Here is a 25,055-nt window from a genome sequence, read left to right as displayed (position 1 = left end):
ATTTAACATTTTAACTTTGCACTCATCAATTAAGTATTTAATTTTTTCACAAAACAAAATCGAAGAAACCAATAATTAATGAGAAAAATCCATAAACTCCTAGTAGCCAATCGTGGCGAAATAGCTTTGCGTGTTATGAGAACAGCACGTGAAATGGGTATCAAAACTGTAGCTATTTACTCGGAAGCTGACAGACTGGCTCCACACGTAAAATTTGCCGATGAAGCCGTATGTGTTGGACCTCCTCCTTCCAATCAATCTTATTTGTTAGGCGACAAAATTATTCAGATTTGTAAAGACCTCAACGTCGATGCTATTCACCCTGGCTATGGTTTTTTGTCTGAAAATGCAGCCTTTTGTAAAAAAGTCACTGATGCTGGCTTACTATTTATTGGCCCTTCGCCCGAAAGTATCGAGGTGATGGGCGACAAACTCTCGTCGAAACACACGGTAGCCAAATACAATATTCCGATGGTGCCAGGTACACCAGATGCCGTTACCGACCGTGAGGTAGCCAAGCAAAAATCAAAAGAAATTGGCTATCCTGTTTTAATCAAAGCATCGGCAGGTGGTGGTGGAAAAGGTATGAGGGTTGTTGAGAATGAAGAGGAATTTGACGAACAAATGGACCGTGCCGTTTCTGAAGCAATTACATCTTTTGGGAATGGAGCGGTATTTGTTGAAAAATACATTACTTCGCCAAAACATATCGAAATTCAGGTATTGGGCGACAAACATGGCAATATCGTTCATTTATTCGAGCGTGAATGCTCGGTACAACGTCGTCACCAAAAGGTAGTTGAAGAAGCCCCCTCGGCTGTATTAACACCCGAAATCCGTGAAGCAATGGGGCAATGTGCCGTAAACGTAGCTCGTGCTTGTAACTATTATGGAGCTGGTACGGTCGAGTTTATTGTAGATGAAAAATTGGACTTTTATTTCCTAGAAATGAATACCCGTTTGCAAGTTGAACACCCTGTTACTGAACTTATCACTGGTGTAGATTTAGTAAAAGAGATGATTCGCATAGCTGAGGGACACCCGATTTCGTTTAAGCAAGAGGATTTACAAATTCATGGCCATGCAGTAGAGTGTCGTGTTTGTGCCGAAGACCCTCGCAATAACTTCTTACCCGATGTTGGTACTTTGCATACTTATGTAAGGCCACAAGGTAATGGGGTGAGAGTAGATGATGGAATGGAACAAGGTATGGCTATTCCTATTTATTATGACCCAATGATTGCCAAACTTATTACTTATGGCAAAGATCGCCAAGAGGCTATCGATAAAATGATTCGTGCCATTGACGAATACAAAATATCGGGTATCCAAACAACCTTACCTTTCTGTAAATTTGTGCTACAGCACGAAGCTTTCCTTTCTGGTAATTTCGATACACGTTTTATCAGCCTTTACTATACTCCTGAAGTATTGGATAGCCTTCCTGATGCCGACGAAGAGATTATTGCAGCCGCTTTAGCAGGGTATTTGGTCAATAACAAAAAAGAGGTGAAATCTACTTCAAGTACTGGTACCGCCATAGCCAAAAGCCAATGGAAAACCAATAGAACAGCATTACGATAAATAGTGTATATAAATTTTTAAATTTAACATAAATATTAATAGTCCCTAATTTAGTGAATTGTGATTGAGCGAATGCGTGATTATTGTTGAATATGATTTTCATCTGTAGAGATGCAATGTATTGCATCTCTACAGATGAAAATCTCGCCTTTTTTGATTAATAGTCAATAAATACCTAAGATTTGCGTATTTTTTTTCCCAATAGGGTACAATCGCACCCTATTGGGAAAAGCACTATGGTTTATCTCGTGAATCCCAACAAACATCAATAGGAGATCTCTTTTAATATTATCTAAAATTCGGGAGGACTCATTTTTAGACACAAAATATTACGTCTCTATTGCTGCAACATATAAGATTAATTGCTCAATCACAATTCACTAAGCTCGGGATACTACATGCTTATGTTAACACTGGTATCTATTTTCGTACCACTTTTATTTCAATTCTTCTATTTCTAGCTTTGCCTTCTTCTGTAGCATTGCTTGTCAACGGAACAAATGGTCCTTTACCATCAAAATCTATACGGATAGCACTAATACCACCTGCTACCAACAAATTTCTTACAGCAAATGCTCTTTTCAGTGACAATTTTTTGCTTTGAAGCGTATCGCCCGTGTTGTCGGTATGACCAATCAACTTAATTTGAACACGTGGATAAGCCGTCATAATTTTTACTAAGTCCTGAACAGTTTTATCGCCACCAGCAACAAGAGTTGAAGTATTTCCTTCAAAATTTACGTTATCGAGTGTAAACAATTGTGATGCTTTTGCACTTGAATCGCTCAAATATTTGGTGAATCTATCAGAAAAAGACCCCGAAATCACATCCAAAGCTTGTCCATTGGGCAATGTAATATTGACAGGCTTGATTTCAGGAATTGAAGTAGAATCAACTTTCGACAAGGTAGTGTCTTTGGGTAAAGCCGTAGTATCTATCTGAGCTCCTGTTACCTGCTCTACTTGCAAGCTATCACTAGCCTCGTCGGAATTACCAAAAGCCGATTTCCAATCATAATTCAACAAAAAATAGCCCAAACCACCCAACACCACAGCAATTAATGCAGCAGGAATCACCCATTTTGGCATAGGTTCTCGTTCTCTTGAAGCATTATCATAATCTTTATTTGAATATGTCACATAGTTATCTTCAATAGGCTTTGGAGCGGCAGGTGCTTGAATCGACTGCGATTTGATAGGAGCCGCCGAAGCAAATTGTATTGGCTTGATTTCTTGGCTCATAAAAACGCTCAACCCCAACACATCAATCATGCGTACTTGTAGCTTTTCAGGGGTTTCACCGATTAAACTACTCTTCAAATCCAATACAGCATTGGCCAGTGCCACTTTGTCGGCACCTTGAATAGCTACAATTTTGCCAAAACGCCCAATCACAACAGGCATAGCAAATGCCAATAATGAAGTAGCCGACGAGTTTCTAACACCTGCATACTGCGAAATCAAAGTAGCAATAGAACTTTTTTTATCAGGCAAAAGCATACTTACCAAGCTGTGTCCTTTGTCTGTCAAAACCGTAAAACTTTCTTTATCCTGTAAAAAACTAGGTAACTGCGTTAAAATACTTCCGTCATGATTGCCTTTTTGAATGGCATTCATGAGGGTAGTTGCACCTGCTTCATTTGAAGCCCTCTTCATTACACCCCCAATAATTGTAGGAACAAGCCCTTCAAGAGCCAACTTTACTTTGTCTTCTTTTTCTCCAACTATGAAGGCTGCTTTCTGACTTACTTCACCTCCCAATAGCTCTTTCAACTCTACTATTAAATTCATATCTATTCTTTTGATTAACCTTTTTGTCTTAATTGCCTCGTGTTATACAGCATACTAGGCGAGAAAACTGCATGACTCAATATTTTGGCTCAAAAATACAACCTCTCCCCGAATTATACCGCAAAGTTGGATAATATCTTATTAAATGAATTCTTTGCTTACAGGAAGTTCTTTAATAAATCCTGTTTTGGCCTTAAAAATCGAAAATCTGTATCAATTTTGGAAAAAATAATAAAATACAACCTACCGAACACTAACTTTGTGATTCTAACGATTTGGGTAGTAACAACTATTGTGCTTTTCCCGCTAAAATTTGCTACGCAAGGACGCAATCACAAAACGCAATGAAAAAAGTTTTATTTATCGACCGAGACGGAACCATTATCCAAGAACCTCCTGTTGATTTTCAAGTAGATTCTTTAGAAAAACTAGCCTTTTTGCCTAAAGCTATCTCTAACCTCCGTAAAATAGCCGAAGAATCTGATTACGAATTGGTCATGGTTACCAACCAAGACGGCCTCGGGACTGAGTCTTTCCCTGAAGATACTTTTTGGCCTGCTCATAACAAAATGATGCAAACCCTTGAAGGCGAAAATATCCTCTTTGCTCAAGTGCATATCGACCGCTCTTTTGAACACGAAAACGCACCTACTCGCAAGCCTAGAACGGGAATGCTTACCGCATATTTTGATGAATCGAAATATGACCTCAAAAATTCGTTCGTACTTGGCGACCGCCATACCGATATTCAGTTGGCTATTAATTTGGGAGCAAAAGCTATTTATATGGGCGAAAATGCCGTAGCAGATGAAGCATTACAAAACGCAACAGTTTTAGAAACAAACGATTGGGATGTAATTTATGAATTTCTTCGCTTGCCCGAACGCAAAGCTACTGTAGAAAGAAATACCAAAGAAACCCAAATCTTGGTAGAATTGAATTTGGACGGTAAAGGTAAGTCGAATATAGAAACAGGCTTGGGCTTTTTTGACCACATGCTCGACCAACTAGCCAAACACTCGGGTGCAGACCTTACCGTAAAAGTACAGGGCGATTTACATATCGACGAGCACCATACTATCGAAGATACGGCTTTGGCATTAGGTGAAGCGTATTGGAAAGCTTTGGGCGATAAAAAAGGAATAACTCGTTACGGCTATTTCCTTTTACCTATGGACGAAGCTCTTGTGCATGCAGCTATTGATTTTTCTGGAAGAAATTGGATGGTATGGGATGCCAAATTTAACCGTGAGAAAATTGGAGAAATGCCTACCGAAATGTTTTTCCATTTCTTCAAATCGTTTACAGATACTGCTAAATGCAACTTGAATATTAAAGCCGATGCCGATAACGAACACCACAAAATTGAGGCGATATTCAAGGCTTTTGCCAAGGCTATTAAAATGGCTGTAAAAAGAGATATCAAAGACTTGGATAACCTACCTTCTACCAAAGGTGTGTTATAAAATCAAGAACTATCCAAAGTTTAGCACACAAAGTATGTAGTTTTCGCTTTTGAATTTTATCTTTGTGGCATCAATATTCGACAATTCAATATTTTAAATCTAAAATACCAATACAATGGGCGTTTCAGGAGCATTATTTTTTACAGTTCTTTTCGTATTAGCTGCAATTGTTGGCACTAAATTGCAAAATATCTATAACGAAAGAGGTAAATAAGCATGAAAAATAGCTAGGCTCTTGGTGGTCTAAACTATTTATTTCGTAGCTTTTTAATTCTACTCATAAAAAAGGCAGTTATCTTCAAGAAGACAACCGCCTTTTTTTATATCAAACCTTCATCGGCAAAGCTCAGGTATTTTTTATCCGTAAAAATTAAATGATCGAGTACAGGTATCTCCAAAAAACGTCCTGCCTCTCGCATTTTTTTCGTCAAATCTTTGTCGGCTTGACTTGGTGTCAGATTGCCCGAAGGATGATTGTGCGACAAGATGATAGCACTGGCTAAATACTCAAGAGCAGCTTTAAAAATCATTTTGGGGTCGGCTACCGTACCCGAAACCCCTCCGCTGCTAATGCGTTCACAACGCAATACCTGATTGCCTCGATTCAGTAATATAACCCAGAATTCTTCATGGGGCAAATCCATTAAATAGGGTTTTAGGACTTCATAGCAGTCTTTTGAGCAAGTAATGCGTGGGCGTTCGGGTATTTCAGCTTCTTTTCGTCTTCGACCAAGCTCCAAAGCACTTACAATAGTAATAGCCTTGGCATCTCCTATTCCTTTAAATTTGGCCAAATCTTTTACCGTTAGCCGAGCCAGTCGATTAAGGTCGCCATCGACACTCTGTAGAATAATTTTACCAATATCTACGGCTGTAAGTTTTTGAATACCCGAAGCAATGAGAATACCAAGTAATTCGGCATCGGAAAGGGCTGCCTTTCCTTTGAGTAAGAGTTTTTCACGTGGGCGATCTTCTTCTGCCCATTCTTTGATATTGAGGTGTTCTGTAGAATATAAGCTCATGGCTGTATTAATTATAAGACATAAGTAATCGTACAAAATAAGCTTGGCTTCGGAATTTAATCATTAATTAATCATGTACGAAAGTTTAGACTTTATATCAGATTAGGGATTTTTGAATATCGCTCAAATAGTTATTTGCTCCATTTTTACACAATCAGTCAAATATCTGATACCTAAAATTCTCCTTCATTCGTCTACTACTAGGTAATTAATTAGTCTAAAAATACCATACCATTCTGCACCCTTACATAATTAGGCATTCCTTTGATACACTTGAATATCAAGGAGTATATCCTAAATTAGTGTATTATTTTTAATACAACAAAAAAGGCCTCATAATTAAATGAGACCTTCTGTAGACTTAGTATCTTAGAGCTGATTAAGCAGCAATTTTATTCACTAACTTAGCTAACTTTGACTTCAAGTTAGAAGCTTTATTTTTGTGAATAATGTTCTTCTTTGCCAATTTGTCAAGGGCAGAAGAAACTTTTTGATAGAGGTCAGAAGCTACTGCTTTATCATGAGTTTCACGCAAACGTTTTACCATTGTACGTGTAGTTTTGTGCTGATAACGGTTACGTAATCTCTTAGCTTCGTTCGATCTGATTCTCTTTAACGCTGATTTGTGATTTGCCATTTTTATTTCCCGAATAATATTGGTTTTCTAAATTGAAGTGCAAAGGTACAGAAAAAGTTGTAGTTAAACAATCAATTTCTTGTAATTTCTTCTGAGATAAGCAATAATATCCTTTTAATTGATAAAAAACGTTCTTTTGCTATGCAAAGGTCTAACAAATATGTTGGAATTCCTATCATCAGTTTATAACTTTAATCAGTTCTATTCATTTTTGAGGTATCTTTTCACACATATCTGTATACAACTATGCACCTACGCTCTGGTCAATACCTTTATTTGCTAGTATTTTTGCTGGTATCTATCAATAGCCCCTCGCTCAATAATCAGTCAACCCAATGGGGGTTTTATGGACATCAGCTTATTAATAGACTAGCTATTTTTACGCTTCCTCCTGAAATGATTGTTTTTTATAAAAAACACCTACCTTACCTCGCCGAACATGCTGTTGACCCCGACAAACGACGCTATGCTATTAAAGAAGAAGCTCCACGACATTTTATTGACTTGGACTATTATGGCGATAGTGCCACTTACCGCCTAGCCAAACCTTGGCCTGAAATTGTTCTGGTGTATCCAGAAGATACACTTTTGCAGCACGGTATTGTACCTTGGCATATTCAGCTAATGAAATTTCAGCTTACATCGGCATTTACCGAGAAAAACCTAGGTCGAATTCTTAAAATTTCGGCTGAGATTGGTCATTATATTGCCGATGCCAATGTTCCTTTACATACAACATCTAATTATAATGGACAAAAAACTAACCAAATTGGTATTCATGGTTTTTGGGAATCTCGGCTACCAGAGCTATTTGCTCATCAATATGATTTTTTTGTGGGTAAAGCTCGGTATATTCCGCATACTCAAAGTAGAATTTGGCAAAATATCCGTACTGCCAATCGGTGTCTCGACTCTGTTTTTATTTTTGAAAAAGCTCTTCATCAACAAACACCTTTGGGACAGAAATACAGTATCGACGAACGCAATAATATCAATGTAAAAAGCTATTCGGTAGGTTATGCCACTCAATATCATACCTTACTCAATAATCAGGTAGAACGACAAATGCGAAATGCAGTAAAAATGGTGGGCGATTTCTGGTTTACTTGTTGGGTAGATGCTGGCCAACCCGACCTAAATACACTAGGTAGCCAGCCATTATTAGATTCTATCAAAAAAGGAGAAGATATTGAACAAAAAAACTGGCTCCTACGGATTTTTCAAGCCCGAGATGAAAACTAAACTTTAATTCATGCCTTGGCCATACATGGCAAGAGATTGAATTCAAATTATCTATACCTTTGTAATATGAAAAATCAATTTAGAAAAAATACAGATTACAGAAGAAAAAATAACAGTGGTCACAAGCCAGCCAAGGCTATTGCTCATTTAGACATAGCCGACCATGCCTTTGACAAACCAACTATTGTACTCCATGCAGGCAAAGAGTTACCCCTCAAACGCTTTCACCCTTGGGTATTTTCGGGAGCAATTGCTCAAATTTATGGACAACCTACCGATGGACAAGTGGTGGATGTACTTGACTTTGGCCATAACTTTTTAGCTACAGGCCATTATCATGAAGGAAGTATTGCTGTAAAGCTATTCTCGTTTGAACCAACGGTTGCAGATGAAAATTTTTGGTTTCAAAAAATCGACCAGGCATTTCAAGTACGTAAACTTATTGATTTTGAACAAACTAACTGTTTCAGATTAATTCATGGCGAAGGCGATGGATGCCCAGGACTGATTGTTGATATTTACAATGGTGTGGCTGTTTTGCAGGCTCACAGCATAGGTATGCACTTAGAAAAAGACAAAATCGCGAGGGCTATTCAACGTGTTTTGGGTGAAAATCTTCTGGCAATTTATGACAAAAGTGTAGAAACACTTCCTCCTCAGTATGCCTCTGGTATCAAAAATGGCTATTTGTGGGGTACTTGTACTGTGCCACACCCTGCCAAAGAAAATGGTCATCAGTTTCTTATCAACTGGGAAACAGGACAAAAAACAGGCTTTTTCCTTGACCAACGTGACAACCGCTCGTTATTAGCCAAATATGCCAAAGGCAAAAAAGTTCTTAATTCATTCTGTTATTCGGGAGGGTTTTCTATTTATGCCCTTCAAGCTGAAGCGGCGTTGGTACATTCGGTAGATGTTTCACAAAAAGCTATCGACCTTGTTAATCAAAACGTTATAGCAAACTTTGGTGACAAAAACGCTCTTAATCATGAAGCTTATGCCGAAGATGTGATGAAATATTTAAAGGCTAATGACCAATTTTATGATTTAATCATACTAGACCCTCCTGCATACGCCAAAAGTATGGACGCTCGTCATCGTGCTATTCAGGGTTATAAACGACTCAATACGGAAGGTTTTAAACGGCTGGCCAAAGGCGGTATTATGTTTACTTTTTCTTGTTCACAGGTTGTTGACCGTGAGCTTTTCTACAATACTGTAGTATCTGCTGCTTTAGAGGCGGGTCGTCAAGTAAAGGTATTGCATCATCTTACCCAGCCATCCGACCACCCTGTTAATTTCTTTCATCCAGAAGGAAGTTACTTAAAAGGGCTTGTCCTTTATGTAGAGTAATAAGATAATCCCTGCTAATCATAAAGCCGAATGTCATTCAATAGATTAATATCAAAAAAGCGATCGAAAATTGTTTTTCGACCGCTTTTTTGATAAACAGTTGGAGAATAATCCTAGTCCCAGAATTTGGCTGACTCATGTTTGATGAATAAAAAGTAATATTAATCGACAAATCTAAATATTCTATTCCATCTGATTTTGCTCAAGAACGACTTATTAGGGTCGAGCGACATCCAAACGAATACAGCTTTTCCTACAATATGGTCGGCTGGTACAAAGCCAAAGAATCGAGAATCTTCAGAATTATGGCGATTATCACCCATCATAAAATAGTAGTCTTGTTTGAATGTGTAAGAAGTTACAGGCTTTCCGTCAATAGATACCTTATAATCCTTGATTTCTACATTCTTATTCCCTTCATAATATTTGATAACGTATTTATATTTATCAATATTGACAGAATCCAACTTAATCGTTAATCCTTCTTTAGGCACTTGAATTGGGCCAAAATTATCACGATTCCAATTATAAAGTGTTGAACTCATTGGTGCGTCCTCTTGGTGAATAATATTAGGGCCTACTTCCATTCTTTCACCTTTTGGCGAGATAATTGGCTCAATTTGTTTGATCCCGTCAATTTGCTTCAACTTAGCAATATTATCTTGGCTTGTATTGACAACATAAATAAAGTATCCTTTTTTCATATCGGTCGAGTCGCCCTGATATGGGCCTACCAAGTTATTGTTTTCATGCCCCATTGCATCAATACCATTAAATATACCGAGTTCTTCAAACGGAGTAATATCGGTAATTTCTTTGGTTGATTTTATCAAAAAGCCATGTTGCATTTTCGGAGGGTTCACAGCGGGCTTTCCGTCTAAATACAACTGAGTATTTTTAATTTCAATTACATCGCCAGCTACAGCTACACAACGTTTGATATAATAAGTACGTAAATCGACAGGGGCATTTTCGTCGGGTGCAAAGTTAGGTACGTTAAATACCACAGCATCGCCACGTTTTACTTCCGAAAAGCCCGGCAAACGATAAATAGGCAGATCTAACCAAGAAAGGTAAGAAGGAATATTAGTACCCCAAATCTTTTGGTGAGTAAGCGGCACTTGTAGAGGTGTTTTTGGGGTTCTTACACCATAATGTAACTTACTTACAAATAGGAAGTCACCGACCATCAAACTACTTTCCATAGAAGAAGTGGGAATGGTGTAGGCTTCAAAGAAAAAGAAACGAATTAATGTGGCAGCAACTACCGCAAAAACTACAGAATCGACCCACTCACGAAGGGGTGATTTTTTAACAGGCTTTTTTTCGGACATTTTGTATGAATAAAATTTCTTTAATTTATGATAACCAAACAGCTCTAAGCCATTGGTTTTAGTACAAAACTGAGGCTTTACTAAGTACAAATAATAAGTCGAAAGATGGTACGAAGAATTACAACCAATCTATTTTTAATTCGCCAAAAGCTCGTTCATACCAAAAATACCTTTTTTACCTACAATCCATTCGGCGGCTATTACAGCACCAAGGGCAAACCCCTCACGGCCGTGTGCTTGATGTAAAATTTCGATTTGGTCAATATCCGAAATATATTTCACAATATGTGTTCCGGGTACTTTTCCTTCACGAGCCGACCAAATAGCCACTTCATTTTGGGCAGGGATTTCGTTGTTAATCCATTTATCTTTACCTTCCAAATTTTCAATCAAACCTTCGGCTATAGTGATAGCTGTACCACTTGGCGAATCTTTCTTTTCGGTATGATGGATTTCGGTGGTTGATACAGTATATTGTTTTTGTGGGCTCATCAATCTTGCCAACATTTTATTGAGTTGAAAGAAGATATTTACCCCAATTGAATAATTAGATGACCAGAAAAACGCTCCTTGTTTTTCAAGTGTTAGGGCTTCTATTTCAGGCTTTTTTTCGAGCCAGCCTGTTGTGCCACAAACCACAGGAATACCTTTTTCGATACAAGACTTTACATTGTCGAAAGCAGAAAGCGGATGACTAAATTCAATGACAGCGTCAACTTGAGAAGCACTTAGGGCATCGAATTCGCTACGGTTATTTACGTCGATTCGAGCTACAATGTTATGACCTCGACTCAGGGCGATTTTTTCGATAACCTTACCCATCTTGCCATAGCCGAGAAGTACAATATTCATACTTAAATAATTATGTATTTGTGTGAAAAGGAATATTAATCCTACGATTTTACCAGATATTATTTAAAAGCCAAGGTCAATTTTGCTCCAAACACAGGCGACATTACATTGGGGCTACTCAATGAAGGTTGCACCTTTAGCGAAATGTCGTCAGTTAGGTCGAAAGTCTTTAAATGAGCCGTTACGTTAGCATCTACGATATTAGCAGCCCAAACCACCAATAAAATTAGGTATGAGCCATCACGGTAGCGTCGATAAACATCTACTCGTTTTTTCAACTGAGCTGCTGTTAATTCTCGTGTTGTTCCATCAAAATCTACAACAGGAACTGTTGCAGTTGAGCTTAGATTATAGGCTGTTTTGTAACTAGACAAAAACCTCACATATTTTTGGTTGTTATCTACGATAAAATAGATATTTACCCCAAAAGCAGCAGCCACCAAAGGCACTTTCCAATATTGACGATTATAGATTTGTCCCCAGCCGGGTACCATTGCCGAGCGAATAGTAGCCACATGTGGAATAATCTTGTACTTAGCTTTTGTGGTATCTTTGGGTTCTAGCACTTTTGCTAGTTCCGAGTTTTTAATTTGATTAGTATCGGCTCGAAGAATTTGGGCGTTGCCTATTAATCCACTCAATACGAATAAATTAATGAATACTATTCGAGCCAAAAATGATTTTTTCATCCTTTTCTAGTCTTAAAATTCTTGCAAAGTTGACTGAAAATATGCGAAGCATCAACGCTTTAACAAGATTTAACATGATTAAGGCCTAATACCATACAACTGTATTAGACAAGACTAGGCTTTTATCGACAACAAAATCTTATCTAATTCTTCTTGTGAACTAAATGGAATTTTTATTTCACCTTTGCCTTTATCATCTGCTTTCACAGTAACTTTCGAGCCAAAGTAGGCTTGTAAGCGAAACTGTAAGCTTCTGATTTCTTGCTTAATACCACCTTTTTTATCTAACCCTGCCGCCATCAAGCTTGCATTAGAAAGCTCACGAACAGCTTCTTCTACTTTTCTTACCGACCATTCCTCGGCAATTGTTTTGTTGAAAATTGCCAGCTGGTGTTCACGATTGTCGATATTAATAATCGCACGAGCGTGTCCCATTGATATTTTATTGTCTCTTAAAGCTACCTGAATAACATCGGGCAATTTCAGCAAACGAATATAATTATTGACAGTTGTACGATTTTTACCGACACGGTCGCCTAATTCCTCTTGTTTCAGGCTACATTCGGTAATCAAACGCTGGTAACTCAAAGCTATTTCAATAGCATTCAAATTTTCACGCTGAATGTTTTCAATCAATGCCATTTCTAGCATTTGTTGGTCATCGGCGGTGCGAATATAAGCTGGAATAGTACGCAAACCTGCTCTTTTAGAAGCCTGTAAACGACGCTCACCCGAGATTAGCTGGTATTTATTAGCACCAATTTGACGCACTGTGATAGGCTGAATGATACCTTGCACACGAATCGAGTCGGCTAATTCATTAAGAGCCTCCTCGTCGAAGTGTGTACGAGGCTGGAAAGGATTGGTTTCAATCAAATCCACCGAAATCTCATTCATCGAACTAATCTGCTCAAGCCTTTGCGGGCGCTCGATTGGCGTTGGATTGGCTGGGCGTGCATTGGTAGTTCCATTTACTGAGTCGGAGTCCTGTAACAAAGCCCCTAAGCCTCTGCCAAGTCCAACACGTTTTTTTGCAGGTATTTCCACTTTACTCATCTTTTAAGCATTTATAATGTTTTTGTAGTCTTGTTTTCTTCAACAGCTACCCTATTCCTGAGTTACGTATCCGTTTTTTGCCAAAATTTCTCTGGCCAAATTAAGATAACTAATCGCTCCTTTACTTTCTGAATCATGTGCAATAGCAGGTACGCCAAAACTTGGCGATTCAGACAACCTAATATTTCGAGGAATAATGGTATTGAATACCATATTTTGGAAATGAGAAGTTACTTCGGCTACCACCTGATTAGACAAACGTACCCGTAAGTCGTACATTGTCAACAAAATACCCTCAATTGTCAAGGCAGTATTCAGTCTTGATTGAATAATTTTGATGGTATTCAATAATTTTCCTAGCCCTTCCAAGGCAAAGTATTCGCATTGAACAGGAATAATTACCGAATCGGCAGCAGTGAGGGCATTAATAGTTATTAAACCCAAAGACGGTGAACAGTCAATAATTACAAAGTCATATTCATGAAGAACGGTTTGTAGGCATTCTTTCATTCTTTGTTCTCGGTCACGAAGATTAATCATTTCGATTTCGGCACCTACCAAATCAATATGAGAAGGAATCATGTGCAAATAAGGCAAATCCGTCTCAATGATAATATCTTGAACCTGAACTCCATCTACCATACACTCATAAATTGAGTTTTCAATTTCCTTTGGATTATAACCCAAACCAGACGTAGAATTGGCCTGTGGGTCGGCATCTACAATTAAAGTTCTGAATTCTAATGCCGCAAGGCTTGCTGCTAGGTTGATAGTGGTAGTAGTTTTACCAACTCCTCCTTTTTGGTTGGCAATCGCAATTACTTTCCCCATTTGATTTTCTGAGTTACTTGTTTCAGTTACTGATTATTAGTTATCCAGTTATAGGTCATTTGTATATGTACATGAATCTGGTGAAATATCAATGCCAACAAACAACGGATAACGAATAACAAATAACGAATAACTCAATCCGTCTTCAAATATCAGTGTTTCAAGCCAGATTTACAAAAAGTGTTCCACAAATGTTTCACGAATATAAAAAATCTTTGTAGAAATACACTATGATATAGTATTGAATACTGACATTAAGTGAATGGTAAATTTTATGGTTATTGAATTATTTATTTTTAGCGTACTTTTTGAATTAGCAAAAGTCAATTAATTATACGAATTTTACCTTTTTTTACGGCTTATTTGATTTATTTTTTGATTCCCTCTAAAATTAAAATTGACGAAGAAATAGGAAAAAATTGTTTCAAAGGCTTAATAAGGTTAATTTAGTATGTTTTTTACAATAAAATATGATTAATTCTGGTTTATTGGCGTAGTTTTAAACGAATTAACCTTTATTTAATTTTTGAACATAATCATATTCTGTATTGAACAAAAGCATTATATTCACTTAACAAATAACAAACTATATTCTTTAAAATATATGATATCAAACAATTTGCCCGAAACTGCAATCGAAGAAAAGAAGGGCTCGTTTCCTAAAGCTATCCCGTACATTCTTGGCAATGAGGCCGCTGAACGATTCAGTTTTTACGGAATGCGTTCCATCCTATCAACCTTCTTAGTTGCCCAATTTTACAATCCCAATGCTATTCCTGCCCTTCAGGCTGTTGCCGAAGCAAAATCCAACGAGAAAGTTCACATGTTTGTTGCCTTAGCATATATCATGCCTATGGTAGGGGGGATTTTGGCCGACTGGTTTTTTGGTAAATACAAAGTGATTTTATACGTTTCGATACTGTATTGTTTTGGCCACTTAATGTTGGCTACTTTTGAAAAAGACCTTAGTATGTTTTCGATTGGTCTTATTGTAATTGCGGCCGGTGCTGGTGGTATCAAGTCATGTGTTTCGGCCAATGTTGGCGACCAGTTCGATGCTTCAAACGAGCATTTGATGTCGAAGGTATATGGTTGGTTTTATTTTTCAATTAATACGGGTTCGGTAGTATCCAATATCCTTATTCCTATTATTTATGTCAAATACGGTGCTGCTTGGGCATTTGGTGTTCCTGGTATTTTGATGGCTCTGGCTACAATTATTTTCTATTTGGGAAGAGGTAAGTATGTAAAAGTACCACCGATGGGTATCAACCGCAACAATTTTGTGTTTATTTCGGTACATGCACTTTTGAATATAAATAAAAAACAAAAGGGTGAAAGCTGGCTAGATGTTGCTAAAACAAGCTACGACCCCGAAAAGGTTGAAGGTGTAAAAGCCGTTTATCGTGTTTTGGCGGTATTTGCCTTTATTCCGATTTTCTGGGCATTATGGGATCAAAATTTGGCTGAATGGGTATTACAGGCTACCAAATTAGATTTGAACACAGGCTTAGGCTTTGCATTTTTACCAGAGCAAGTACAAGTACTCAACCCTTTATTTTTGGTAAGTTTTATTCCTGTATTTACTTATGTGATATATCCATTCTTTGAAAAATTAGGTATTAAAACTACGCCATTACGTCGCTTGGGGGCTGGTTTTTTCCTTACGGCTGTATCATTTGTGATTATTTCGTTGATTCAAACCAGTATTGATGCGGGTAATCATCCATCTGTTTGGTGGCAAATTTTAGCTTATTTGATTTTGGCTTGGGGCGAAATTATGGTGTCTATTACGGGGCTTGAATATGCTTATACCAATTCTCCCAAATCAATGAAAAGTACGATGTCGGCAATTTGGTTTTCGACCGTATCTATTGGTAACTTGTTTGTATCGTTGATTAATGAAAATATTGCCAATGGAGGATTCTTTGCACAACTAAGCGGAGCTTCTTATTTCTGGTTCTTTACGGGCTTAATGTTTGCTAGTACTATTTTGTTTTTTATTATTGCAGGGCGTTTGAAAGAAACACGATATGTGGGTTAATTACATATAAACTAGCAATGATAAGCTAACAAACATGTGTCATACCAAAGTTAGTGGTGATGAAGGTGTCACCAAACACCACCTCAGTATCTATGTACCATTGAGCGCTCGGTTTAAGTCATTCACTATCACATATTATTTTGCAAAGATAAATCTACAATTGAGTGATTATTTTTAGATATGATTTTCACCAGTAATGATGCAATGCTTTGCGGCTAAAGATGTGTTGTTATGTAACAAAAGGCGTTCGAAATTAGTTTTTCGAACGCCTTTTGTATGAATAGCTAATAATTTTCTATCAAACGACCTTATGAATCCCAACAGACACAAAGAGGTGATCTATTTTAATATTACCTAAAATTCGGGATGGCTCATGTTTACTTTAATTGAAGAATCAATTATCTACTCTCAAAATATATCATGTCATTTATATTGCATTTTATGCAATTGGGCATACCAGCCGTCTTTTTCCAGTAAGGTTTCATGAGTACCTTCTTCTTTTATTTCGCCTTTGTCTAATACCAAAATTTTATGAGCATTCTGAATAGTCGATAAACGGTGAGCAATTACAATGGCTGTACGCCCTTTCATCAATTTAGCAATTGCATTCTGAATCATCTCTTCGGTTTCGGTATCGACCGACGATGTGGCTTCATCGAGTACTATTATTTTAGGATTATGCACCAAAGCCCTCACAAACGAAATCAACTGCCGCTGTCCTACCGACAACGTTGCTCCCCTTTCCATGACATTGTACATATAGCCTTCAGGAAGTTTTTCGATAAACTCATGAGCTCCTACTAACTTGGCGGCTTCTACAATTTTTTCTCTTGTAATAGATTTATCACCCAAGGTGATATTGTTCTCGATGGTGTCCGAAAACAAAAACACATCTTGTAACACCACGCCTATTTTACTTCTCAGACTACTCAATTCATAATCATGTAAGTTACGCCCATCAATAAAGATACTTCCCTTATTAATTTCATAAAATCTACTTAGCAGATTAATTGTCGAGGATTTGCCTGCTCCAGTTGCACCAACCAAAGCAATGGTTTCGCCTTGTTTTACTTCAAAAGAAATATTTTTCAATACATATTCTTCATCATTATAGGCAAACCATACTTTATCGAATACCACATCGCCCTTGAGGTTGTCGGCACGATACGAACCGTTATTGGCCACATATTCGTCGGAATCTAATAATTTCAAAATTCTTTCAGTCGACACAATACCCATCTGTAAGGTATTGAAACGGTCGGCCAAAAAACGAATCGGTCTAAAAAATAGGTTCATAAACATGATAAAGGCTGTTAATGTACCCAATGTTATATCATGGCTTAGTATTTGTTTTGAGCCAAACCAAACAATCAGCCCTGTGCCTGCTGCCAATATGACATCGGCTACAGGAAAATAAACAGAATATGCCCAAATAGAACGAATATTGGCATCTCGGTGGGTTTTGTTGATAGCCACAAACTTTTTGTATTCCATATCTTCAGCACTAAATGCCTGAACAATACTCATTCCTGTGATATGCTCTTGTACAAACGAGTTTAGGTTGGCAACGGCCATACGTACTTCATTGAAGGATTTTTTGATATATTCCTTAAAAATATACGTTGACACTACCATAAATGGCACTGTTAGCAAACAGATAACAGAAAGCCGCCAGTCAGTATAAAACATTACTCCTGTAATCAAAACCAACTGTAGAATGTCGCCAGCAATAGAGGCCAATCCCTCAGAAAAAACATCATTGAGCGTTTCGATGTCTGAAACGGTTCTTGTCACCAATCGGCCAATTGGGGTATCATCAAAAAACTTTAACCGCAAGTACAAAATCTTTTGATAAAGCTGTACCCTAATATCACGAATTACCGTTTGTCCAAGCCAACCAGCCATATAAGAAGTAACAAATTGTAATAAACCCTGCACCAGCAATACACCTAGCATGGCCAAAAGCATTATGGTCAGGCCATTATAATCACCTTTGGCTATTTCATTGTCGATAGTCTGTCTAATCAATAATGGATTGAGTGGTACTACACAAGCCATTACCATTATTAGTAGAACCAACGACCAAAAACGTAACTTGTAGGGCTTAATGAATCCATAAATTCTCCTTAAAATCTGAAAATCAAATATTTGACCGCTTTTTTCTTCCTGTCTCAATGTTTTTTTGGGTAAATTAATTACAAAAATTATCCTTACAACTGCTTAAAATTAACACCGCCTTCCCATAATTAGTTTAGATTTGCAGAAAAATAAAGCCATTACACTAGGGCAAAATCTGTTTAGAGCGTTTTAAGCCTTGTGTATGTCCCCAATATGCCCCATGTATTGTTGGGTGTCGTAAACCATAAAAACAGTATGATAAATTTAGAATATATCACCTCGCAAGTTGCTTTATTGGCACGTCAAACAGCTATTTTTGTCAAACAAGCTGCCTCTGAGTTTAAAAGAGAGAGCATCGAATACAAAGGCTTAAACGATTTGGTTTCGTATGTTGACAAACAAGCAGAAGAACGCCTTGTGGCTGGGTTATCCAAAATTTTGCCCGAAGCAGGCTTTATTGCAGAAGAAGGAACAGCACAAAAAACAGACGACCAAGAGTTTGCTTGGATTGTCGACCCTGTAGATGGTACTACCAACTATATGCACGGGCTACCTGTTTTTGCTATTTCGATTGCCCTAATGCACCACAATCGGATTGTTAGTGGTGTAGTTTTTGAAATCAACAGAGAAGAGAGTTTTACGGCATGGCTTGGCGGTGGAGCGTACCTTAATGGTACAAGAATCTATGTTTCATCGGCCAAACACCTGAAAGATAGCCTCTTGGCTACAGGATTCCCTTATTATGATTTCAAGCAAACAGACCAATATTTAGCTATTTTAAAAGAGCTTATGCAAAAATCGCATGGCTTGAGACGCATGGGGTCGGCGGCTGTAGACTTGGCGTATACAGCTTGTGGGCGATTTGAAGGTTTTTTTGAATATAACCTCAAACCGTGGGATGTTGCAGCAGGTACTTTGATTGTACAAGAAGCAGGAGGCATTGTATCGGACTTTAAAGGAGGTGATGATTTTGTTTTTGGCCGTGAACTAATTGCTGCTTGTGGTATGTTTAGTGAATTGAAGGATGTGATAGAAACACACTGGAATCAAGAATAATAAGGATACAAAACCCTTCAATATTATTATGGAAAGCTTCATTATTGGACTTATATTTGTTGGTGCAATAGCCTATTTAGGCAATATCGTGATAAAAAACTTTAGCCTTAAAAATAAAGCTGGTTGCCCAAAAGGTTGTGGCTCATGTGCTGCCGCTGATGTCGATAAAATTATTGCCAAAATGGAAAGCCAAGCAAGTCAATAACATAGGATTGATATATTCATTCAAAACGCTCTTGAACAAAACTCAAGGGCGTTTTTTATGGCTTTGAGCCTAACATAAAAAGCAGTGCATCCATCTCAGTTTTTTCCAATAACTTTGTACATTGTATCAAAACCGAAAAACTCATTTACACTATGCAAATACATATTTCTAAAAACCACGAAGAACTATCTGATTTTACGGCCCAGTATTTAGTCGATTTTATTAAAAACAAACCCAATGCTACCCTTGTATTAACCTCGGGCGACACCCCAAAATTAGCTTACCAAAAAATGGCTGTATTAGGTAAAGATCTTGATTTTAGCCAGGTAACCTTTATTGGCTTAGATGAGTGGATAGGCATTCCTCCTGAAAGCGAGGGAAGTTGCCGATATATTGTAGAAGAAAATTTGCTCAAACCTCTTCAAATCCCTAGTCAGAATTATACTTTTTTTGATGGTTTATCCGATAATTTGGCCAGTGAATGTACAAGAATCGACCAGTTGATTTTTGAGAAAGGTGGCTTGGATTTAATTATTGTTGGAATAGGCTTGAATGGGCATATTGGGCTCAACGAGCCTCACTCAAGCTTTGAAAACTACTGCCATGTATCTGATTTAGAAGAAATTACAATTTCTGTTGGGCAAAAATATTTTACACAAGCTACGCCATTAACACAGGGTATTACTGTTGGCCTCAAACATTTGTTAGAAGCCCAAATAGCGATTTTATTGGCAAGTGGTTCAAAGAAAGCTGATATTATTAAGCGTACTATTACTGAAGAAATCAGCGAGGTATTGCCTTCTACCGTTTTTCAGAAACATCATAATGCTCTTTTATTCCTGGACGAAGAAGCAGCTATTTATACCAAATAGTTAGTGCCTGAATTAGCGATTATCTTAACAATCGCTAATTCAGGCACTAATTAAATATTCTTCTAATTATCCTACTTTTCTTTCAAATAACTAAGGTAACAATGCTTTTCTGAGTACTATTCTATTTGACAAAAGCTTGTATTTCACTTTTCCACTTGGCTGTTTCACTTCTACAAAACGACTGATGTGCCGATTTTTCGTAAATCACCATTTTCTTATTATTACTTGGTAGAGCCTCAAAAATAGCTTCTGTTTCAGCCATAGTAACTCGTGGGTCATGCTTCCCCCAATTTAATAGCACAGGTACTTTAACGGCCTTAGCATAGTCAACAGGCCGATGAGAGAATGCCCAAAATCCTCTTTCGAGGCTTCCCCAAAACATCAAAATCTGAGAAATAGGCGTTGCAGGTATATGTAATGAACGTAATCTACCTTTTACTGCGTCTTCCATTGTGGCAAAGGGACATTCTAAAATGACTTTCTGAGGCGTTAAGCCAAAATCATGAATGCCTTTCAATATCGTGGCGGCTCCCAATGATACTCCCCAAAAAATAATATTTTTTTCGTGAAGCGTATTTTTCACATAGTTGAATGCTACTTCAACATCTTCCGACTCGTTTACGCCAATGGTACAAATATTGCCATCAGATTCGCCATGTGCTCTTAAATCTACCGAAAGTGTATTATAACCTAATTCATGAAAATAAGTGGCTTCGGCCAGCACCTTCTGCTTGTTAGAAGCATGTCCGTGAAATAAAATAACAGTGCCTAGTGCCACAGAATCGGCTTTTACGAACCATGATTTTAAGTGCAATGACTGAGCCGTTGTAAGAATAACTGACTTGAAGGGCAAACTAGGTAATGTATCTATTTTCCGTTTGGGAAATTTGAAACCAAACAATCCACCTGAAATTTTTTCCCCTAAAGTCATTTGTTCAGGCTTTTTGTAAGCAACTTCACTAGCCTCATAAAAATAGGTAAACCGATATGCCTGAAAAGCCAATAGAAAATTGAGTATTATAAATAAAGCGACCATCACAAACAAGACTCGCTTCAGGATAAATTTGGGTGTCATAACAAACTGGTTTATTTTTTTCAAAACTAATCAAATGCTCATAAAACACAAAAGCCTACGAGCAGCTAGCTCGCAGGCTTTGATGAATATACAAAGTAGTAGGCGGTATTTATCCTCTACTTATTTATTGTTATTTTGAGTCAACTTGATACCATTAGAAGGTGCCAAGAAAATATAATCGGTTAAGATACGCTCTGTTTCTTTCAAATACGCATCTTTTTCACGACGCTCTTTTAGGGCTTTTTCTTTGGCATTGGCAATACTCACCGAGTCGGTCTTAACCTCTACTTTGGTATCTACATCACCCAAATCGTTATTAATTTCTTGGCTATTGCGTTTTTTCTGCTCGTCAATTTCTTTGCGACGTTTGTCTTCTTGCAATGAAATTGTTTTGCGTTCTTTGGCTTTTTTCCAATAATCAAAATCGCTCACCAATTTTTTCAAATCGGCTTCAGTCTTCAGACGCTCTTCGTACTTTTTCTTTAACTTACTTACAATTTGCTCGTTTACATCTTGCGAAGGGGTATATTTGGTCGAAGCAATCATGTCCCAAGGCAAAGCACTTGGTTGTGAGCTTTCGCCATATTCTGCTGCCGAAAAGCCAGAAGGTAATTCAATATCAGGTGTTACACCTTTGTGTTGGGTGCTACTTCCTGTGATACGATAGAATTTTTCCATCGTAATTTTTAACTGACCTACATTATCAGGCTCGCTTTTCAAGAAGCGGCTCAAATCTACCAATGTTTGTACAGTTCCTTTTCCGTAGGTTTGCTCGCCAATAATAATACCACGCTTGTAGTCTTGAATAGCTCCTGCAAAAATCTCAGAAGCCGAAGCACTAAAGCGATTCACTAATACTCCTAATGGGCCGTCGTAGGTTACACTTGGGTCACGGTCGTATTCAGCAGAAATCTCGCCATCGGCGTGTTTGCGTTGTACTACTGGGCCTTGAGGAATAAACAGCCCTGTCAGACTTACGGCTTCCACCAACGAACCGCCACCATTGTTGCGAAGGTCGAGGATAACACCATCAACTTTCTCAGCTTTTAGTTCTATCAAGAATTTTTTCACATCGGCACTGGTACTTTTAAAATCACCTTCACCTTTGCGAACACCCTCAAAATCACGATAAAAAACAGGCAAAGTAATCAAACCCAATTTATAAGGTTTTCCGTTGTTGCTTAATAACAAAACATCTTTTTTGGCACTTCCATCTTCCAGTTTAATTTTTTCGCGAACCAAACGTATTTCTTTAGGCATTGCTCCAACAGCGGCATCACCTGGCAAAATTTTCAAGCGTACTACCGTCGATTTTGGCCCTTTGATAAGTTTTACGGCATCGTCGGTCATCCAGCCTACAATATCCACAAAAGCACCATTGTCGCCCTGTGCAACGCCAACGATTCTATCTTTGGGTTTTAAGGCTTTGCTTTTGTAGGCAGGCCCTCCAGTAATCAACTCCATGATAGTTACGTAATCACCTTCCAAACGAAGTGTTGCACCGATTCCTTCAAACGATTGAGCCATCTCTTGGTTGAACTGAGCGGCGGCTTTTGGAATCATGTAGTTGGTATGAGGATCAACACTTTCAGTAAACGAATTCATGAATTGCTGAAACACATCCTCACTTTTGGTTTTATCAAAATACTTTTCGCTTCTTGTATAACGTTCTTTGAGGTCTTTGACAGCCGAAGAATCAGCCTTTCCGCTAATTTTCCAATCTAACAAAGTACTCTTAATGGCTTTTCTCCAAATCTCATCCAACTCTTGCTTGTTGTTTGCCCAAGAGGATTTTTCACGGTCAGGAGAATACACCTCGTCTATTTTAAAATCCATAGGTTTGTTGAGCAACGAAGCCACAAACGTAAAACGCTCCTTGGCACGCTTACGATAAACATTATAGATTTGATAAGCAGCCGTTAAATCCCCTGATTGAAGTTGGTCATCTATAGTATATCTGAATTTTTCAAAATCATCAATATCCTGTTTGGTAAAATTCATTTTATTACCATCGAGTTCTTTGATATAATTATCAAAGATTTTTGAAGATAAAGAATCATTGAGAGGCACACGACGGTAGTGGTAATTCCCCAAAATCTGCGTCACTAATTCTTCTACTTTTTTCTGAGTCTCGGTGGGTTTTATATCATCTTCAGTGTATTTATAGGCCACAGCAATATTTTTCTCGGCACTATGCGATGTCGAGCGAAGTCCTAATACCGCAAGTAGGGTTACAGGAACAAGAGCGATGAGGTATTTCTTCATATAAATTTGGGGTATTTGTTTAAGCTGTAATCCGTAAGGATATTAAGAGTAACGATGAGCTTACAAACCAATAACGTTATTATTTTAATAGTTAATATTCTATAGGAATACGGAATGCAGTATTGGTTCTTAAATTACAACTATTTAACCATTTTCCTGCCTGTTAAGTTCGTATTTTTACGGCTTACTTATTTGCCGTATTCCTATTTTATTTGCTCAATAATCCTTGGAGATAATTGCTTAAAGCCTATTTTTCGATTCCTAATAATTCTACTTCAAAAATTAAGGCAGAATAGGGCTTGATAGTTGGGCCACTACCACGAGGGCCATAAGCCAAATCCTGAGGCACAAACAATCTCCATTTTGACCCTACTGGCATCAACTGAAGGGCTTCTATCCAGCCTTGAATTACACCGCTTACAGGGAAAGTAATAGGTTCGTTGCGTTGAACCGAGCTATCAAACACCGTTCCGTCGATTAAAGTACCATGATAATGTGTTTTTACTTTATCGTTGATAGTTGGTTTGGGGCCATCACCAGCTTTGAGAATCTGGTACTGCAAACCACTTGGCAAAGTAACAACACCTTCTTTCTTTTTGTTTTCTGCCAAAAACTTCTCGCTTGCTTCTTTTACAGGCTTAAATTGTTCGGCTTGTTTTGCTTGCATAAATTTTTGCAAAATCTGATTGGCTTGCATATCACTTAGCAAAGTTGCCGAACCATTCATTACCTCGCCAAAAGCTTTTGCTAATAAATCTGGATTGATAGCAATATCCTGTGATTTAAAATTTTGAGCTACCAAAACGCCCAAAGAATAACTTGCCGAATCGGCCAAACTCGTTAATTTAACGCTAGTAGCTGGTGTAGCAGAGGTTTTCGCAACTGGAGTTTTAGATGCTGGGCTTGCTTTTTGTGCAGCAGGAGCTTTTTTTACTTGAGCTTCTGCAACAAAAGACGTTAGGGCAACGCCCGAACATAATAAAATGTGTTTTAGATTCATGATAATTTTTTAATGTTTACTACTAAATTATTATAAGCAATTTACTTGTCGCTATCTCAACTACCCAACAATTGTTATTCAAATTACCCCATTGATAAGCTTGTTTATACTATAGCCTGCTAAATCATGTGTATTCCTTGCCTCAATTACTGATACCGTTGGCTCAAGCGACAATTCACTTATGGAACGAAATACAAAAATAAGGATTTGAATTACTTATTTCCGAAGTTTGGCTATTTTATATGATGCTTAGAACGAAAAGTTACAGCGATAAATTATGGTTGTGTTCGTATATATATTTTATTTCAATGATGCTATGATACACTATGATAACCTATATTGAGATAGCATAGTTGTGTTTTAACACTTTTTAACAGCATAATCTTTATTTTTGCCTATTTTCTACAAGATTTTATCATGAAAAAAACATTAGAAATAACAAAAAACTACCACTTAATAACTTTTGGATAAAATGCTATATTGTAAGATTTTAAGAATAGCTTTGGGTATATACAGGCTCTTCTATTTTGAAAAACTCAGTTTTATAAAAGACCGAATCGTAT

The 25,055-nt window shown here is 37.6% G+C and carries 20 protein-coding genes; 8 read left to right on the top strand and 12 right to left on the bottom strand.

Annotated features, from left to right (window positions below):
* The first annotated feature begins 78 nt into the window (after positions 1 to 78).
* Complete coding sequence (gene accC / locus FLEMA_RS0165720) at positions 79 to 1,584, top strand: acetyl-CoA carboxylase biotin carboxylase subunit (protein WP_026998054.1); 1,506 nt, start codon at positions 79 to 81, stop codon at positions 1,582 to 1,584.
* A 420-nt stretch (positions 1,585 to 2,004) separates the two neighbouring features.
* Here accC and FLEMA_RS75660 read toward each other — a convergent pair whose 3' ends face one another.
* Positions 2,005 to 3,375 carry a DUF937 domain-containing protein gene (locus FLEMA_RS75660; RefSeq protein WP_044174178.1) on the bottom strand — a complete coding sequence of 457 codons (1,371 nt, stop codon included), beginning with the start codon at positions 3,373 to 3,375 and terminating at the stop codon, positions 2,005 to 2,007.
* A 344-nt stretch (positions 3,376 to 3,719) separates the two neighbouring features.
* Between FLEMA_RS75660 and hisB the strand changes: the two genes are divergently transcribed.
* Positions 3,720 to 4,841, top strand: a complete 1,122-nt coding sequence (hisB, locus tag FLEMA_RS0165655; protein WP_026997672.1) for a bifunctional histidinol-phosphatase/imidazoleglycerol-phosphate dehydratase HisB — start codon at positions 3,720 to 3,722, stop codon at positions 4,839 to 4,841.
* A gap of 320 nt (positions 4,842 to 5,161) precedes the next feature.
* Here hisB and radC read toward each other — a convergent pair whose 3' ends face one another.
* Both radC and rpsT read right to left on the bottom strand, forming a co-directional pair.
* Entirely contained in the window at positions 5,162 to 5,863 is a 702-nt protein-coding gene (radC, locus tag FLEMA_RS75655; protein ID WP_044174175.1) for a RadC family protein, read from the bottom strand.
* 379 nt (positions 5,864 to 6,242) lie between these two features.
* A complete protein-coding gene (gene rpsT / locus FLEMA_RS75650) occupies positions 6,243 to 6,500 on the bottom strand; it encodes a 30S ribosomal protein S20 (protein ID WP_044174174.1) in 258 nt (85 codons plus the stop codon).
* 246 nt (positions 6,501 to 6,746) lie between these two features.
* On the opposite strand from rpsT, the gene FLEMA_RS0165590 reads away from it, so the two are divergent.
* Positions 6,747 to 7,742, top strand: coding sequence for a zinc dependent phospholipase C family protein (locus FLEMA_RS0165590; protein WP_026998053.1), 996 nt, complete (start codon positions 6,747 to 6,749; stop codon positions 7,740 to 7,742).
* Positions 7,743 to 7,808: 66 nt separating this feature from the next.
* Complete coding sequence (locus FLEMA_RS0165575) at positions 7,809 to 9,095, top strand: class I SAM-dependent rRNA methyltransferase (RefSeq protein WP_081681410.1); 1,287 nt, start codon at positions 7,809 to 7,811, stop codon at positions 9,093 to 9,095.
* A 161-nt stretch (positions 9,096 to 9,256) separates the two neighbouring features.
* Here FLEMA_RS0165575 and lepB read toward each other — a convergent pair whose 3' ends face one another.
* The 5 genes from lepB to FLEMA_RS75625 all read right to left on the bottom strand — a co-directional run bounded on the left by lepB (position 9,257) and on the right by FLEMA_RS75625 (position 13,857).
* On the bottom strand, positions 9,257 to 10,429 hold the full coding sequence (lepB, locus tag FLEMA_RS75645) for a signal peptidase I (RefSeq protein ID WP_044175371.1): 1,173 nt from the start codon (positions 10,427 to 10,429) through the stop codon (positions 9,257 to 9,259).
* A gap of 135 nt (positions 10,430 to 10,564) precedes the next feature.
* Entirely contained in the window at positions 10,565 to 11,281 is a 717-nt protein-coding gene (gene dapB / locus FLEMA_RS75640; protein WP_044174172.1) for a 4-hydroxy-tetrahydrodipicolinate reductase, read from the bottom strand.
* A 59-nt stretch (positions 11,282 to 11,340) separates the two neighbouring features.
* Entirely contained in the window at positions 11,341 to 11,970 is a 630-nt protein-coding gene (locus FLEMA_RS75635; protein ID WP_052354361.1) for a DUF5683 domain-containing protein, read from the bottom strand.
* A gap of 114 nt (positions 11,971 to 12,084) precedes the next feature.
* Positions 12,085 to 13,026, bottom strand: coding sequence for a ParB/RepB/Spo0J family partition protein (locus tag FLEMA_RS75630; protein WP_044174171.1), 942 nt, complete (start codon positions 13,024 to 13,026; stop codon positions 12,085 to 12,087).
* Between the two features lie 51 nt (positions 13,027 to 13,077).
* Complete coding sequence (locus FLEMA_RS75625; protein ID WP_044174170.1) at positions 13,078 to 13,857, bottom strand: ParA family protein; 780 nt, start codon at positions 13,855 to 13,857, stop codon at positions 13,078 to 13,080.
* Positions 13,858 to 14,461: 604 nt separating this feature from the next.
* Here FLEMA_RS75625 and FLEMA_RS0165430 point away from each other — a divergent pair.
* Positions 14,462 to 15,901, top strand: a complete 1,440-nt coding sequence (locus FLEMA_RS0165430; RefSeq protein WP_044174168.1) for a POT family MFS transporter — start codon at positions 14,462 to 14,464, stop codon at positions 15,899 to 15,901.
* Between the two features lie 423 nt (positions 15,902 to 16,324).
* On the opposite strand, the gene FLEMA_RS75620 is transcribed toward FLEMA_RS0165430, so the two are convergent.
* Positions 16,325 to 18,076 (bottom strand): ABC transporter ATP-binding protein, encoded by a 1,752-nt coding sequence (locus tag FLEMA_RS75620; protein ID WP_044174167.1) that lies wholly within the window; start codon positions 18,074 to 18,076, stop codon positions 16,325 to 16,327.
* 198 nt (positions 18,077 to 18,274) lie between these two features.
* Here FLEMA_RS75620 and FLEMA_RS0165365 point away from each other — a divergent pair, with 198 nt between their 5' ends.
* From FLEMA_RS0165365 to FLEMA_RS0165340, 3 genes are all read left to right on the top strand, one after another.
* On the top strand, positions 18,275 to 19,075 hold the full coding sequence (locus FLEMA_RS0165365; protein ID WP_026998051.1) for an inositol monophosphatase family protein: 801 nt from the start codon (positions 18,275 to 18,277) through the stop codon (positions 19,073 to 19,075).
* 28 nt (positions 19,076 to 19,103) lie between these two features.
* On the top strand, positions 19,104 to 19,280 hold the full coding sequence (locus tag FLEMA_RS76855) for a FeoB-associated Cys-rich membrane protein (protein WP_144080181.1): 177 nt from the start codon (positions 19,104 to 19,106) through the stop codon (positions 19,278 to 19,280).
* Between the two features lie 152 nt (positions 19,281 to 19,432).
* Positions 19,433 to 20,152, top strand: a complete 720-nt coding sequence (locus FLEMA_RS0165340; RefSeq protein WP_026998050.1) for a glucosamine-6-phosphate deaminase — start codon at positions 19,433 to 19,435, stop codon at positions 20,150 to 20,152.
* A gap of 121 nt (positions 20,153 to 20,273) precedes the next feature.
* Here FLEMA_RS0165340 and FLEMA_RS75615 read toward each other — a convergent pair whose 3' ends face one another.
* The 3 genes from FLEMA_RS75615 to bamJ all read right to left on the bottom strand — a co-directional run bounded on the left by FLEMA_RS75615 (position 20,274) and on the right by bamJ (position 24,492).
* Positions 20,274 to 21,227, bottom strand: coding sequence for an alpha/beta hydrolase (locus FLEMA_RS75615; protein WP_044174164.1), 954 nt, complete (start codon positions 21,225 to 21,227; stop codon positions 20,274 to 20,276).
* 120 nt (positions 21,228 to 21,347) lie between these two features.
* On the bottom strand, positions 21,348 to 23,492 hold the full coding sequence (locus FLEMA_RS75610) for a carboxy terminal-processing peptidase (RefSeq protein WP_044174162.1): 2,145 nt from the start codon (positions 23,490 to 23,492) through the stop codon (positions 21,348 to 21,350).
* Positions 23,493 to 23,739: 247 nt separating this feature from the next.
* On the bottom strand, positions 23,740 to 24,492 hold the full coding sequence (gene bamJ, locus FLEMA_RS75605; RefSeq protein WP_044174160.1) for a BamJ family beta-barrel-assembly machinery protein: 753 nt from the start codon (positions 24,490 to 24,492) through the stop codon (positions 23,740 to 23,742).
* Positions 24,493 to 25,055: the final 563 nt, after the last annotated feature.

Source organism: Flectobacillus major DSM 103, from assembly GCF_000427405.1.
Taxonomy (GTDB): domain Bacteria; phylum Bacteroidota; class Bacteroidia; order Cytophagales; family Spirosomataceae; genus Flectobacillus; species Flectobacillus major.
The sequence above is the reverse complement of the archived record's forward strand: the minus strand, read 5'-3'. Positions and strand labels throughout refer to the sequence as shown.